General features: G+C 43.4%; 16 protein-coding genes. 6 read left to right on the forward strand and 10 right to left on the reverse strand.

The genetic code is table 11. The features are described from left to right. Positions 1-395: 395 nt before the first annotated feature. From AC1DU2_RS03650 to trxA, 3 genes are all read right to left on the reverse strand, one after another. Entirely contained in the window at positions 396-1,763 is a 1,368-nt protein-coding gene (locus AC1DU2_RS03650; RefSeq protein ID WP_477382831.1) for an ABC1 kinase family protein, read from the reverse strand. Positions 1,764-1,788: 25 nt separating this feature from the next. Further along, entirely contained in the window at positions 1,789-2,424 is a 636-nt protein-coding gene (locus AC1DU2_RS03655) for a TetR family transcriptional regulator C-terminal domain-containing protein (protein ID WP_477382832.1), read from the reverse strand. Between the two features lie 128 nt (positions 2,425-2,552). Beyond that, complete coding sequence (trxA, locus tag AC1DU2_RS03660) at positions 2,553-2,849, reverse strand: thioredoxin (RefSeq protein WP_090652262.1); 297 nt, start codon at positions 2,847-2,849, stop codon at positions 2,553-2,555. Positions 2,850-2,996: 147 nt separating this feature from the next. Here trxA and AC1DU2_RS03665 point away from each other — a divergent pair, with 147 nt between their 5' ends. Continuing rightward, on the forward strand, positions 2,997-3,893 hold the full coding sequence (locus AC1DU2_RS03665) for an alpha/beta hydrolase (protein ID WP_477382833.1): 897 nt from the start codon (positions 2,997-2,999) through the stop codon (positions 3,891-3,893). 314 nt (positions 3,894-4,207) lie between these two features. Here AC1DU2_RS03665 and AC1DU2_RS03670 read toward each other — a convergent pair whose 3' ends face one another. From AC1DU2_RS03670 to AC1DU2_RS03685, 4 genes are all read right to left on the reverse strand, one after another. Next, positions 4,208-5,152, reverse strand: coding sequence for a hypothetical protein (locus tag AC1DU2_RS03670; protein WP_477382834.1), 945 nt, complete (start codon positions 5,150-5,152; stop codon positions 4,208-4,210). A 192-nt stretch (positions 5,153-5,344) separates the two neighbouring features. After that, the gene (locus AC1DU2_RS03675) at positions 5,345-5,731 is read right to left on the reverse strand and encodes a hypothetical protein (protein ID WP_477382836.1); all 387 of its coding nucleotides are present in this window, start codon (positions 5,729-5,731) and stop codon (positions 5,345-5,347) included. 97 nt (positions 5,732-5,828) lie between these two features. Further along, positions 5,829-6,713 (reverse strand): hypothetical protein, encoded by an 885-nt coding sequence (locus AC1DU2_RS03680; protein ID WP_477360472.1) that lies wholly within the window; start codon positions 6,711-6,713, stop codon positions 5,829-5,831. A gap of 81 nt (positions 6,714-6,794) precedes the next feature. Next, the gene (locus tag AC1DU2_RS03685; protein ID WP_477360474.1) at positions 6,795-7,226 is read right to left on the reverse strand and encodes a hypothetical protein; all 432 of its coding nucleotides are present in this window, start codon (positions 7,224-7,226) and stop codon (positions 6,795-6,797) included. A 212-nt stretch (positions 7,227-7,438) separates the two neighbouring features. Here AC1DU2_RS03685 and AC1DU2_RS03690 point away from each other — a divergent pair, with 212 nt between their 5' ends. Beyond that, positions 7,439-7,939, forward strand: coding sequence for an endonuclease V (locus tag AC1DU2_RS03690; protein ID WP_477382837.1), 501 nt, complete (start codon positions 7,439-7,441; stop codon positions 7,937-7,939). Between the two features lie 267 nt (positions 7,940-8,206). On the opposite strand, the gene AC1DU2_RS03695 is transcribed toward AC1DU2_RS03690, so the two are convergent. Together AC1DU2_RS03695 and AC1DU2_RS03700 are read right to left on the reverse strand one after the other, a co-directional pair. After that, positions 8,207-8,914, reverse strand: coding sequence for a hypothetical protein (locus AC1DU2_RS03695; protein ID WP_477382838.1), 708 nt, complete (start codon positions 8,912-8,914; stop codon positions 8,207-8,209). A 288-nt stretch (positions 8,915-9,202) separates the two neighbouring features. Beyond that, on the reverse strand, positions 9,203-9,514 hold the full coding sequence (locus AC1DU2_RS03700; RefSeq protein ID WP_477382839.1) for a transposase: 312 nt from the start codon (positions 9,512-9,514) through the stop codon (positions 9,203-9,205). Between the two features lie 236 nt (positions 9,515-9,750). On the opposite strand from AC1DU2_RS03700, the gene AC1DU2_RS03705 reads away from it, so the two are divergent. Next, on the forward strand, positions 9,751-9,957 hold the full coding sequence (locus AC1DU2_RS03705) for a hypothetical protein (RefSeq protein WP_477382840.1): 207 nt from the start codon (positions 9,751-9,753) through the stop codon (positions 9,955-9,957). A 318-nt stretch (positions 9,958-10,275) separates the two neighbouring features. Further along, the gene (locus tag AC1DU2_RS03710) at positions 10,276-10,794 is read left to right on the forward strand and encodes a hypothetical protein (RefSeq protein ID WP_477382842.1); all 519 of its coding nucleotides are present in this window, start codon (positions 10,276-10,278) and stop codon (positions 10,792-10,794) included. 46 nt (positions 10,795-10,840) lie between these two features. Here AC1DU2_RS03710 and AC1DU2_RS03715 read toward each other — a convergent pair whose 3' ends face one another. Continuing rightward, complete coding sequence (locus AC1DU2_RS03715; RefSeq protein WP_477360482.1) at positions 10,841-12,010, reverse strand: hypothetical protein; 1,170 nt, start codon at positions 12,008-12,010, stop codon at positions 10,841-10,843. A gap of 377 nt (positions 12,011-12,387) precedes the next feature. Between AC1DU2_RS03715 and AC1DU2_RS03720 the strand changes: the two genes are divergently transcribed. Both AC1DU2_RS03720 and AC1DU2_RS03725 read left to right on the forward strand, forming a co-directional pair. After that, entirely contained in the window at positions 12,388-12,705 is a 318-nt protein-coding gene (locus AC1DU2_RS03720; RefSeq protein WP_477382843.1) for a hypothetical protein, read from the forward strand. Between the two features lie 109 nt (positions 12,706-12,814). After that, positions 12,815-15,001, forward strand: coding sequence for a TonB-dependent receptor (locus AC1DU2_RS03725; protein ID WP_477382844.1), 2,187 nt, complete (start codon positions 12,815-12,817; stop codon positions 14,999-15,001). Positions 15,002-15,010 lie beyond the last annotated feature (9 nt).

Raw genomic sequence — 15,010 nt, forward strand, 5'->3', positions numbered from 1 at the left:
CTTTTAACACTTATCCAAACTATTTTTAACATTTACTTTACAATAAAATGTAACTCGCTATCGATCAGAGAATAAAAATAAAGCGAGTACCTATTATTAGCGAATTATTGAGGGATATGCAGCGGCTAACTTAACTATATGGTATACCTATATATTAATAGTATCATTCACCACAACTTTGCCGCATAGCCTTTTTTGCGTTATTCTCGGAAAATCATGTGGCCGTAATCAACATTGTAGGTCTCCTGCTGCACAGGGCCATCAAAAATAAGATACCGCACAACAGTCAATCTTATTCCGGTTAATATATATCAACACACCAATATGAAACCACTTAATAAAACTTGATATGTAAATTCAAAAGCCCCCTCCAGAAAGAGAGGGCTGGGTAAGTGTCAATATTCCAAAACCACGTGTGGTTTAAATGTATCTGTCTTTACTTCGGCCTTCAATTCATGCAATATATTGTATAGGCCAAAGTTGGTGCGGTTTACATATATAAAGTGTTTAACGCCCCGCGCCTGTTTAAACTCGGGCATTTTGGATAGGCGCTCGCCAAAAGCAAAAAGCTTGTCGAAGAACTCTGATTGGCTGAAATCGAAGTGATCATCAATATAAGGCATGGCAAACAGGCTTATCATTTCTTTAAACTGGCCGTAAAAAAACTCAACCTGCGCCGGGGTATCATCTTTACGGATCATATCCAGCAAACGGAAGGCTTTAATAGTTTCTTCCTTATTATCCAACAGATTGGTTGAAGTAAGCGAGAAGAAAGGGTAGTAAAAATCCTCCGGCATCTCTTTAATACAACCAAAATCGATACATCCCAATTTACCTTCGGGAGTTATCAGGAAGTTGCCAGGATGCGGGTCGGCGTGCACAGCGCGCATCTCGTGTTGCTGAAAATTGTAAAAATCCCAAAGGGCCTGCCCTATCTGGTTCCGCAATTCCTGCGATGGGTTGGTGGCTAAAAACTCTTTAAGGTGTTTACCTTCCAACCAATCCATAGTAATAATACGCTTGCTGCTCAACTCCGGGTAATAAGTAGGGAATATTACATTATCCAAATTGGCACATGCGGTAGAAAATTCTATAGAGCGGCGTACTTCCAGTTCGTAGTCGGTTTCTTCCAGCAGGCGCTCTTCAACCTCGCTCATGTACACATTCAATTCCTTTTCGCTCATGCCCAGCATCCTGAAGGCAAATGGTTTGATAAGTTTCAGATCGGACGAGATAGATTCGCCCACACCGGGGTACTGAATTTTTACGGCCAATTTCTTACCGTTGAGTTCGGCCTGGTGAACCTGCCCTATTGATGCGGCATTGTTTGACCGGATGTTGAATTTATCGTAGATCTGATCGGGATTTTTCCCAAAATATTTCCTGAACGTTTGCACAATCAGCGGGCCCGAAAGTGGCGGCGCATTGTATTGCGATTGTGTGAACTTATCTACATATGCCTGTGGCAGCAGGTTTTTATCCATGCTAAGCATCTGTGCTACTTTAAGGGCGCTGCCTTTAAGCTCGCTTAATGATTGGTAAATATCAGCTGCATTATCCTCGTTCAGCTCAGATTTATCCATATCCGGGTTGAACAATTTTTTTGAATAATGCTTAATATAATTGCCGCCTATTTTAAAGCCAGTTTTTACAAACTTGGCGCTGCGTTCTGCTTTGGTTGTTGGTATGCTATTTTGTTCGGGCGAAGCTCCCTGTGAATATTCTCCACCGGCCGATGGAAAATCTGTTTCGCTATCTGTCATAATAATTTTTAAAGTCCATACTCCTTTACATCCCGCCGTTTTTCACCAGGAATTTTCCGTATTCAAATAAATTGTCAATGGGTGAGCGTTGGAAAAGGTCGAACGTTACATTGACGCCTTTTTCAATAGCCTCATCCGTTTTCTCAAATCCCGTAGAATTATCATTTACCCAAAAGTTGAGTACAAATACAAATTGTACCCAAAGCGCATCTTTATAACGCTTGCTGAAAAATTTACGGTCGGTAAGTTCCGTGGTTTCTATGCCTTCCTTCAATATATCTTCGGCAAAGCTTTCGAAAGCAGTTTTCATCGGTTCAAACACGCGGGGCGTAGTAAAACCTCTTGGCTGTTTTTTGATGGAATATATTGCAAAGCTGCGGCCGCCCTTAAGCAGCTCAAAAAAACCGTAAAAGTAAGATAAAGCCCTTTCGCGGGCAGAATATTGTGCCCAAACTTCCTGGCTTTTTATTTCGGCGATTGTTTTAGTTGTAAAACCTGCCCAAATAGCTTGCTCCACGGCTTCAAACGAGCCATAAAACTGGTAAAACTCAGCCTCGGTCATTTCATTTTGCTTGGCGAATATATATACCGAGTTAGGCTCCGAGCCTTCGGTTAGCACATAATCAATATATGCGTTCTGGATACTTTCGATAGTTGCCATATTTGATTTGGTTGGCCTCACCTAAATCCTCTCCAAAGGCGAGCACTTTTGATTGGCGCGTTAGTTATAAATTTATTTTTCAGATTGTTATTTGTACCCCTCCCCTCTAGAGAGGGCCCGATTGAAGCTTATATAAACATCTCCACCGTACGCTGCAGCTCTCTTGCCTGTACAACACCCGCCTGGCGCCATTTGGTTTGTCCTTTTTGGAATATCATTAACGTTGGTACACTTTGTACACGGTATGCGCTTGCCGCTTGCGGGTTTTTATCAATATCAATTTTGATAATTTTTACTTTATCGCCAAGGGCGTGTTTTACATCCTTTAGTATAGGCGGCATCATTTTACAGGGGCCGCACCACTCGGCCGAAAAATCGACCAATACCGGAATTTCTGAAGCTATTATATCCTGGAAATTTGCCATAATTTTTTTGCTGTTTAGTCGATTGCTGATGGTTAATAGTTATCTGCTATCATTATCAATAATAACCATTATTTTAGATAAAAGTTTACTGAACAGACGCTTAATTGGAAATATGACTTTCCGACTATGAACCCTTAACTATTGACTATGAACAAGACCACAGCAACCAGCATTTACCTAACGCTGGCACTTTTTATTACATCGTTTGGGGCGTTTGCGCAAGACAAACCCACCGTTATACCACTTTGGCCAAATGGTGCACCCGGCTTTGAAAACAGGCGAAATGAGCCCGAGCAGGCTAAGGATTACTGGGTAAAAAACATTCACAATCCGTCGCTTACAGTTTTTACTCCGCCGGCAGGTAAAGCCAATGGCGCGGCAGTGGTAATATGCCCGGGCGGCGGCCACCGGTTGTTAGTTTATACCGCCGAGGGGATTGAACCGGCAAAATATCTTAATGATCTGGGTATTACTGTATTTGTGCTAAAGTACCGTTTAGGCCGTGATACCCTATCGCCATATAAAATTGATGTGCACACCAAACAGGATGGGTACCGGGCAATGCGCCTGGTACGCAGCAAGGCAGYGGAATATGGCCTGGACACCAACAGGATAGGCCTGATGGGCTTTTCGGCAGGCGGCGAGGTTGTTGATATGGTTGCTTTTGCCGACGGCAAAGGCGATCCTAATACCTCCGACCCAGTTGACAGGCAAAGTGCCGGCCCTAAGTTTATCATACAGATTTACCCCGGCCCCTTATACATACCGGACGTGGTACCGGCCAACGCCCCTCCAGCCTTTTTATTAGCAGCCAATGACGACCCATGTTGTGCGGTGCCGGTGGTAAGTTTGATGCAAAAATACCGGGAGGCGAAGGTACCCATCGAAGTGCATTTGTATGCCCAGGGGGCCCATGGTTTTAACATGGGCAAACGCTCAAAATTACAAAGCATCAGCACCTGGCCGCAACGTTTGGCCGACTGGCTGGCCGACAACGGTTACCTAAACCCGGCAAGTAAGGAACGGAAGAAAATTTTGCATTAATTATCAAGAAAACTTCTTAAAAGGCCATTTCCATGCCAAAATAGGGTAAAAAACAGTAAATTTTGAGCATTAAATTGGCACCCATTAATAAAAAAACATGCAAAAATCTTACAAAAAAATACATTTTTTGCAACTTTAAAAAGCACCCATCCAACTGTCGACAATCAATGAACCCGGCACACCGTTTCATCGTCGGCTAATCATAAAAACAGCCCTGCTATCACCATCGATAACCGGGCTGTTTCGTTATTATTTTCCTTCCCCGACATGCATCCCTGCAAATCAAAAACACCCCCTTCAGGGGGCTGGGGGGCTTATTGTATTTTATAACAACTTTCGGTAAAGGCTGTGCTTCGGGAAGCTGCGTATACTACGTTGTTTAATATTTGGTAACCGATGGTAACACTTCGCATCTGGCGTACCAAAACAACGCCGGTAGCATTGTCAATCACATAAACACCGTTGGTATTGCTATTTGAATAAGTTTGGCGCTGTGCGCTTTCAAAGGCGATAGTAGTGGTTTTATCTGTTTTCGATTCTATCCAGAACGTATTTTTTACACTATTACCAGCGCCGGCGGTGGTGGTATCCACCCAGGTGTAACCTTTTTTCATGGTTTGAAACGCTGCGTAATCTACGGTTAACCCTAAAGAGCTGCCTTTAACCAACTGATCATTTTGTAAACCTGTAAATGCAAATAGCGTATCATTAACGGCCTGGTTACCGCCGCCTTTGATATCAAAAATAGTGTCGCGGGTGCCCAGGGTAACATTAGCCGTTTGCCCAACCATAGCGGTAAGCCGTTTCTGGATATACGAACTGGTATCTGATGGCAGATCGGAGTTATAGGCCATCGATTTGCCCATAGCAAACAACGTATCGGCAATGCGTTTGGTAGTAACCGCAACCGCGAAACCCGACTTTGTGGCATCGGTAACATTGTAGTTTTTTGTCACCGATGAGTTGCTGCTGATACTAAACTTTTGATCATACCGCTGCAAAACGGTGTTTGAGTTTACCAGGGTAGTTTTTTGATACCCATCGCCTTTTTTAAACGCAAGCTGCCGGTGCTCATCAGCAACTGCCGCAGGCAGTATTAAAGGTGTAATCACTGTAGTATTTAACAGGGCGCTTGCCGGCAGTTCCGTCGCTTTTTTCATATCAAGCTTGCGGGGTGCCGTTTGTGCAAAGCATATTCCGGCTACCACCGCAAGCGATAGCGTTAAAATGGCTTTTAGTTTTTTTATATGTGTTCTCATTTTATCTTTTTTATGATTGAGGCCGTAATTTGATTTTGTTTATGGCTTGTTCATGGTCCATAAGTCATGGTTCATAGTTTTGTCCGTGGCTTATTTAAATCATAGTTCATGGTTCATAGCGCGAAAAATTGTACTAAACCTGTTCTGCAGAATTTAAAAAAAGGCTATGAACCATGAACGAACAACCGTGAACTACCCCACATTTACCATTAATGCAACGGTTTTAAGCCAGGTATTGGCGGCGGCATTTTTATCGGCGGCGGCGTTGGTATCGGCGGCGGCGGTACTATCGGCGGCACCTGCGGTATCGGCGGCGGCGGCGTTATTGGCGGCGGCGGTGTAATCGGCGGTGGCGGCGTTATTGGTGGCGGCGGTGTTATCGGCGGCGGCGGCGTTATTGGCGGTGGCGGCGTTATCGGCGGCGGTTGCGTTATCGGCGGCGGCGTTGGTATTGGCGGCGGCGTTGGTATCGGCGGCGGCGTTGGTATCGGCGGCGGCGTTGGTATTGGCGGCGGCGTTGGTATTGGCGGCGGCATTTTTATGGGCGGTACCGGCGGTATCGGCGGCGGTACATTCCAATCCGAGCGGTTGCTTTGTGCTTTGGCATGCTTTACACCTGCCAGTAATGTTGCCATGGCAAACATTGATGTGATGATTATCTTTTTCATAATGTAAATTATTTGGTCATTAATCGGGTAAGTGAAAGTGGTAGTCCAATCGAAAAAACCATATTGGCCCTATCTGATGAGTATTTTGTTAAGTTGGCCACACCAATGCCCAGGCTAATTGGCGTTTTAAATGGACGTATACCAGCCGATAGGCCTAAGTTCATACCCGTCCACTCGGCGTTGAAAGTTAAATGGCGCACTACTTCAAATGATACGCTTCCAAACACAGCTGTGCCGTGCTTGCCTTTGCCGGCAGCAATATCTTTGGGGCTTTTTTCATAAAACCGGCCACTACCCAGGCCAATGGTATAGCTAAGCCTCGAACTGCCAGGCGTTAACGACGGCACCGTTTGTACCGCATGGCTTATCGCCATAAAAAAGGTTGCTCCCGGCGAATCCGAATATTTATCGGCTGCAAATACCTGAAGCGCCCCCGCCGCTATACTTGTACCGGTAAACAGTTTACGGCTCAGGATAAAATTTGCCGAAAAATTCTGGAGCCTGTGTACATCGGTCATGTTTAAACTGGCTGCAAAATTTACCGCTTCAACCGGGTCACCTACGCAAGCGCCCAGCGAGGCAATTAAATCGGCTTTATTGTTTCTGTACACTTCGGGGTACGCACCGCCCAGGCCGCCAAAAATATACATCCCGTAACCGCCAAAGCCGGTTGGCGTTAAAAGGGCCGACGGTGCATCGCTGGGGTAAAGTTCGCGCTGGCCCACCTGGGGCACTTCCTCCGTGACAACCACATTGGGTTTCACTGCTAAAAACGAATCGATTTGTTGCTTTAATTCTTTTTCGAATGAGTTTTGGCTAAATGCTGATTGAGCTAACAGGCAAAGCGCTATTACCGCACAATACAGGAATGGCAGCCGTGATTTACAAATCATGGTGATGAAAATTAGGTTAAGTAATAAGTAGGTTGATAATTATAGCACCTGCTGATTGGCAACAGGCTGGTTATGCTTTAACTAAGTTGTAATTTTTTTATGACAAAACAATATTCTTTGCCAAATAAATTCAGCGGGCTTAAACTGTAGCAATGTGGCCATATATCCTCCTGTTTCTGTTGAGTTACTAACGGCGGATGGCTGCTGATAACGGTATGCCCACGGCGATTGCAGCATCGTTACATGGCCATGCCGGGCAGGCAAATACAGGCTTACCGCCCGGCCCCCGTTTATCGGGACTGCATCCAAACAAAGCATGCCGGTAAACTCAGGCAAATTTGTAAAGGGCAGGGCGCAAATATGTTTTGCCATTTGCTTTGCATACGCCTTGCTTGTTTTTAGGGGCTTGGGCTTATCCCTTGATATTATCATTGCGCTTTCGGAAGATTTTTCCTGCGCAAGCGCTGTTATACAAAACAGCATAATTACAATTGTGGCTATCAGGTATTCCATTTTTTTAGGTTAATGGGGTTTTAAAAAAGGGGTGTAGGGAGCGGGTGTGTAAGCAATTCACCTGTGCGGTTAAGGGCTAAATAAGTATATTTTTATCATGGTGGTTTTGGTTGTTTGTTAGTACAATTTTACGGCGCAGCGAGGGGGCGCGCAATACAAAGTAGTTTGTATTTTTGGGGGAGATTGGGGCTCGGAGCCTAAGGTATGAAACCATGATTTTAGCATTAGATGTACATTATAAAGCAGCAGGGGCCAAAGCAGTTGGCGTTTTGTTTAATTGGGAAGATACTTTTGTTGAAGAAGTAATCATCGAGTACATAAACGAGGTAGCCGACTATGTACCCGGCGAGTTTTATAAAAGAGAACTTCCCTGCCTCCTGAAAATTATTGAACAACTGAGTTTGGATAATATCAATGCTATCATAATTGATGGCTACGTTTATATTGATAACGACATGAATTTTGGCTTGGGCGGCCGGCTTTGGGAAGCTTTGGAAAAACGGGTTCCGGTTATCGGTGTTGCAAAAACATCTTTCTTTAAAAATAAAGATACCGTGAGGGAATTGAAACGGGGAATTAGCAACAGTCCACTGTACATATCGTCTATCGGGTTGCAATTAGACACCTGCGTGAGTTTTATCAGGAATATGAAAGGAGATTACAGGATGCCGGATATTTTAACATTTTTGGATAAAAAGACAAAGGAGGATTGATGGGTACTTTTCCACCTTACAAAAAAACAATATGGGCATGTCCCCCGCTTTTGGAGCAAGTTTTGTGTGATGGAGTGTGGGCAGATAACTTTTGATTGTTTTCATCATTTTTTACATTTCAAGCATAAGTTTGCCCCCTAGGATTAAGTTGAAACTTTTTTCTCAACAAGTCGCAAGTAATCCGCCCACTTGCTACCGCTCAATACTTGCGCTAACGAGGGGGCGATTTTTAAATGCGGTTCTCCTCACCATATGACACTACACCCGTCAGAAGGGGTTGCAAACGTAGCAGTTTTCGGCTGAAGAAAAGGTGGGTGAATTACACCAGCTTTTAAGTGATACGATATAGGCTGCTTTTTTACCTTTTGATTTTTCACTCACAAGGCTAACTACGGCTTTGGCATCGTCATAATTGGTGGATACAGGGACCACGGTTCGGTACCAGCTCCCTTTTTTATAAATGGTGGCATTTTTACTTACGCTGTCTTTTGCAAACTTCAGTTCCGGTGCTGCCTGGGCAACAGTTTTATCAGCACCTATTACAACCAGGTAACTATTATTTACTTTTAAATTAAGGTCCTGGTAAATAGCTTGCTTTTTATCCTCTAACTGATTATACTGTTTTATCTCCTGTATGGTTGGTTTATTGGGCTGTATGGAGATAGCCGCCTGCTGGACAGCTATTTTTTTAAGGGTATCCTCTTGAACATTTAGTTTTTCGCGCCATTGTACCCATGATTCTTTTAGCTTACCCTCTGGTGCCACAGATACCATATAATCGCACAAAAATTTCTTGTCGTTAAGACTTGTTTTATTGTCGGTTACGTAAGGCAGGTAATCTTTAAAAGCGCTCATTTCTTCAAGCTGTTGTTTACGCTCTTTAAACAGGTCAGTAATGATCAGGGTAACAGTGCCAATAGCTGTAGTAATTATTACAGATTTAAAAACATCAATTATCTTGTCAATTTTATCCATTTCAAGCTTATTTTTTAAAATAAGGTAATAGATAAAAATCATTCCCATTATAGAAATACCAACAAATAATAGGTAGAGGCACAGGGACACATTGCCAGTATTATCGAAGTAGCGCATAGCGAAAAAGTTAGGTTTTAAGTACTAAATAACAGGTTATAAGTAACTTAATAAAAGTAGTTATAATTAATTATAAAACAAATATTGTCTTATGTTTTTTATGTTACTGTTTTCTGTTACTCATCGAATAATTATAACATGGTATATATTATGGGTTAATCCGCACGCACGCTATCCGGCTGAAATCGGCCTATCTGGCGGGAGGCTAAAATCTATACCAGCATGCTCCTCCGATAGCCGCAACATTTCTTCCAGCAATTCATTCTTCAATTTCGCCTGCGCAAGTTCTTTCTTTAATGCTTTCACATCTTCCGGCTCTGCTGAGGGCAACACCGATTCCTGTTTTCTAAAAGCCCGAACCCAACTCTGAATCGTACGGGCATTCACCCCATATTTTTCTGAAAGCCCAACCAAAGTCGCGCTCCCGGTTAAATATTCCGATATAATTTGTTGCTTTTTTGATACTATTTCACGTCTGATCATGATTTAAATGATTTACTAATTTAGTAAACCTATTTCAGGACGAGACAGGTATAACGTTTTTTGGCAGCTTTACAATTTTGTCACTTATTTTGGGCATTCTTATTCAGGACATAAAATTTCGGTTATTTCTTGCTCTTCCTGTTGCATGTTCAATATGGGCAATTATTTATAGTATAAAATACCGCCTCATTCCCGCAATCAGGAATTATCCTATACTCGAAGTTGATGCCGAAAAGTTGGTCTTTTATTTAACCGACCGTACCATCTACTGGAAAGACGTGGTTGAGATATCATGGTATTTTAACAAAGGCAGATACCTGTCATTTGAAATGGTGGATGGAAGCAGCAATTTAACCGTGGGAGTTAGCTGGATTGCAGGAAGCGATGATGTAATTTACAGTACTGTTCAGCAGTACTTCGGCCAATCGTTGCAGGAAAAATAAAAAATGCATGGATAGTTATATCGCAAACTGGCATATTGCGTGCAACAATAAACAATTCGATGGTGAGTTTTTATTCCTTGGTAGCAATAGCCACAGATTACCTTCCAATCGTCAGTACAAATAGATAATGGGATCAATTATCTCCCAGTTTGTGAGATCTTCATAATATATGAACGTTTTTGGCGTATTTGTTTTCATTTAATTGTGTTGATAAGGCCGCGCAATAAAATTATTCTTTTGCCTCGTATTGCCGTTATTTGTGCTGACCTTAAGTGAAAAAGATTTTAAATTTATCTGAACCTGCCAACCAAGTTTCCTATGACACCCAACGACAAAGTTTTAATTGAAGCATATTCACAACAGAAAATTTCACGAGAAAAGTTTTTGGCAAACTACTCAATTGATTTACTTACAAACAAGCAATACGTAATTACCGAACTGGAGGGTGCAATGAAATCAAAGGATTCAACTTATATGGAACATGCCATCACTCTTCTTTATTTATCGGATGTTACTACTGAGTTTGTCGATATATTGAATAGGTTACTTGTATATCCGTATCATTTCCATCATCAGGCAATAACGAAGTTTATACAGGAGTTAAAAAGTCCAAAAAGTATTGCCTATATTGAAAAAGTACTGGCAACAAATTTTGATTTCTTGAAATATACAGCATCAGAAAACGGGGCAATAGCAAAATGGTTTAGTTGGGCTTTATACAGCATCGGCACCAAAGAATCATTTGATATAATCGAAAAATATTCCAACTCTTCGGATGAAGGGATCAGTAATGAAATGCTATATAGATTGCAAAAGATGTCAGTTGATAATTCCTAATCAAGCCGATACGGTTAACAGTTCGCCGGCTTTATTAACTTGCCATCTATAACTCATACGACGATTTCCTGCTCACCTCACTAACCAATTCTTTAATCAATTCTCGTCCGCTTTTCCAGCGTTTTAAGCGGTTAGTTTGTTGAATATCCAGCCTGGTTTTAATTTCATTGTCGGGTTGGTAGTAATCCTGCATTATGGTTTTCATAGCATCGTGTACATCAGCTGCAATGCCGTTTAACAGGAGCTCAGGGTTGGTTTTCACCAGGTCGGCAAGCGCATCGGCCATGCTGGTGGCGTAGTAGGGGCAGTCCCAATCGTGGCGGTAGGGATTATCGCCTTTGATGTTTACCTTTTGTAAGGGGTGCGAAAGGTCTTCTATTATCTCGGCTATCGCGTCGCCAAATACATGCGAGTATTCGGCAATAAAATGGTTCCACCAGCGCGGGTGATGGGGCAGGTCTTTAAGCAGGGTATCGCAAACCATTACACGGCGGGGGAAATCGGGATTCGCAGGATCCATGATCACCAGCGATGTTCCAAAATGTCCCTCTTCGGGCGAATGTCTGCTGTAGATGACAAAAAACTGGAGTTGGGTCTCCCCTGCTTCATGCATTTGGGCTGTAAGCTCTTTTACATCATATAAACGGTCTTCCAAAAATCCACGCTTAAAAAGCACGTGCAAATTGCCTGCCGACTTTGCCGTGCAGTGCCTGCTATGCTCATCAAATACGTTTCCGTTTGCCGGGCGGCTGCTAAAATGATTGCCACTGTTATACCGGATTTCTTCCGATCCTTCGGGATAGGTGCTGATATCCGCGGTATCGCCAGCCTCGGTTTGCTTGTTGGGATGAACCGAGCGGAAAGGCACATGCATGCGTTCGCTGTCCATCCTGCGGGCAAGGTTATAAATACGCTGTTCAGTGGGTGCCAATAAGGGGTCGCCGGTTATCGGATCAAAATAAACAGCCCGTGCACGCCGGCCCAGGTGGCAGGCTATTGACCGGTTGGTTAATAATTGCTGTATAGGGTGCCGCGTATTCAAAAATAAATCGCGCAGCGCGTCATTTGCTAAATAGTCATCCAATGGCTGATCAAACTGTAGCAGCGTTTTATCCTCGTGGTTATGCACCCATGTGCGCAAAAAATTGTGCACTTCCCACTCGAAACTGCGGTTGGCAGCTTCTGCTATCTCCTTAATACAAGTGCGTTGCTTCATAAACTCCATGGGGGCCAACAGTATCGCGGTGAAAAGCGCGATAAAGGCCAAAAGATACTCATAAATAACAGGATTCTCTTGTCTGAACCGGAATTTATCGAATTAAAGAATTAACATTTTTTTGTCTGAACCGGAATTAAACGAATTAGAGAATTAACAGAATTTAAAAGCAAATTCGAGAAATTCTAAAAATTCGTTTAATTCCGGTTCAGACAAAAGCATTAGCGATAGCAGCGGATACCGGCCCAGCGCCTAAGGCCATGTGCGCGAGCGCGGCCCGCAGGGAATGCCATAATTGAAATTATTACTCACCTATAAATAAATTCATCCTGCTTACATAGCTTTCACCTATCGTTAAATCTTATACCTTTGCCCCTGTGAAATTCCTTTGTTATCTATCGGCTATTATTGTGCTACTGCTTACAGCAAAGCCTTGTTGTGCCGATAATGATTGTGGCATTAAAAACACTGTCGCAAAAAACGCCCCATTCAAATCATCACCCAAAGAAAAAGATTGCCAGGGTTGTTCGCCATTTTTTGCGTGTGGCGCGTGTACCGGGTTTATTGTTGCCAAAGCAGTTAATCACAGTCCGTTTTTATTGCCCGAAACGCATGTTAAGCATGTTATTGCTTATCATCGCCCATACCCCGAAGATGTTGCCCTTTCCATTTGGCAACCACCCCAGATAAGTTAGTACAATCCAAATTACAGCTATGCAGCTGGCCATTTTGAATTACAATAGAGTCTATTAGCTTTAAGCTTTGTGCATTCTGCTTTTAGCCTCTACATAACTAATTATATTTATGAAAAAAATCATAGTGCTTTTTACAGCACTTTTATATACCGCTACGGCGTATGCCCAGGATACGTTTAAAGCAATTATTAAAGACGCCAAAACTAACGAAACCCTTATTGGTGCAACAGCATTACTACAGGGAATTAATAAAGGGGCTACTGCCGATGCCGCAGGCCTTATAATATTAACCAATATACCCACCGGTAAACAGGTTATCCGCTTTAGTTATATAGGATATGAAAGCCGGCTGGATACCTTAACTTTCCCGTTTACCCAAACAGAACCAATAACCATATTGTTGCAACCTAAAGGAAAAGGCGATGGCGAGGAGCTGGGCGAGGTTACCGTTTCATCCACCCGAAGCAGCCGTACTATTGCCAATATTCCTACCCGGGTAGAGGTGATATCGAGCGAAGAACTGGACGAAAAGGCCAACATGAAGCCCGGCGATATCCGTATGATGCTGGCCGAAAGCACGGGCATACAAACACAGCAAACATCGGCTACCAGCAATAACTCCAGTATCCGCATCCAGGGGCTCGATGGCAAGTACACGCAAATTATACGGGATGGATTCCCGCTCTACTCCGGCTTTTCGGGCGGTTTGGGTTTGCTGCAGATAGCCCCGCTCGATTTAAAACAGGTGGAGGTTATCAAAGGGTCATCGTCAACCCTGTACGGTGGTGGTGCCATAGCGGGCCTGGTTAACTTAATATCTAAAACACCAACAGATCAAAGGCAGCTCAACTTCCTGTTAAACGGCACATCGGCATTGGGTTTGGATGCCAGCGGTTTTTATTCGCAGAAGTTTAAAAAGGTGGGCGCCACCATATTTGCGGCCTATAATCATGGCACAGCTTACGACCCGGCCCATATAGATTTAACGGCCATTCCTAAGTACAACCGTTTTACGCTTAACCCTAAAGTGTTTTTTTATCTTGACGATAAAACCACGCTGATAACAGGGATAAACAGCACTATTGAAAACCGCATAGGGGGCGACCTGCATTATATTGAAGGCGATGGCAATGCGCAGCATAGTTATTTCGAAAAAAACAAAACGGGCAGGTACAGCACCCAGTTGGAGCTTGACCGTAACCTGGGCGATAAAGAAAAACTGGTGGTTAAAAACAGCGTAAGCTATTTTGACAGGGCTATTGACCTGCCGGGCTATCGCTTTTCGGGCCTGCAGTTTTCTACCTATAGCGAGGTCGCTTATTCGCGTAAAAGCGAAAGGTCTGACTGGGTTGCCGGGCTAAATTATCTTTCAGAAAAATTTAGCGAGGATAAGAACAGTAGTTTCGCACCCAGGGACTACAGTTACAATACCATTGGCGGCTTTATACAAAACACCTGGGATGCTACCCAAAAGCTGACGGTTGAAAGTGGCTTGCGTGGCGACTATCACAACAGGTATGGCTTTTTTATCCTGCCCCGTATATCGGCTTTGCTGAAGATCAACTCCCATTTTTCGACGCGTTTAGGAGGCGGGCTTGGTTATAAAGCGCCTACGGTATTTACCGAGGACGCCGAACGCATTCAGTTTAGGAACGTGTTGCCTATTGATGTTAAAAACACCACAGCCGAGCGGTCATACGGCGCCAGCTATGACCTTAATTACCGTACCGGTTTATTTGACGATAAGGTGAGCTTTAGCATCAATCAATTGTTTTTTTATACCCGGATAGAGAAACCCATCCTGCTTGCCTCGCTGCCGGATGGTAACCTGCAATACCAGCAACCCCGCGGCGACCTGAACACAAAGGGATTGGAAACCAATGTAAAGCTAACTTATGCCGATTTTAAGCTTTTTATAGGGTATACGCTGGCAGATGTAACACAGCATACAGGCAGCAGCATTACAACATATCCGTTGGTATCCAAACACCGGCTAAATAACGTATTGGTGTATGAACTGGAGAATAAGTTAAAAATTGGTTTGGAAGCTTATTATTTTAGTCCGCAACGTTTAAACGATGGCAGCGCCGGCAGGGGCTACTGGACAACCGGGCTGATGGCCGAGAAGATATGGGAACGTTTTTCGCTATTTATTAACTTTGAAAACCTGACCGATACACGGCAAACCAAATTCGACACCATTTATACCGGCAGTATTACCAACCCTGTGTTTAAGGACATTTATGCGCCGTTGGATGGTTTTGTTATAAATGGAGGGATAAAGATCAGGTTGTAATAATATTTT

This window comes from Mucilaginibacter sp. P4_C11 (assembly GCF_056402115.1).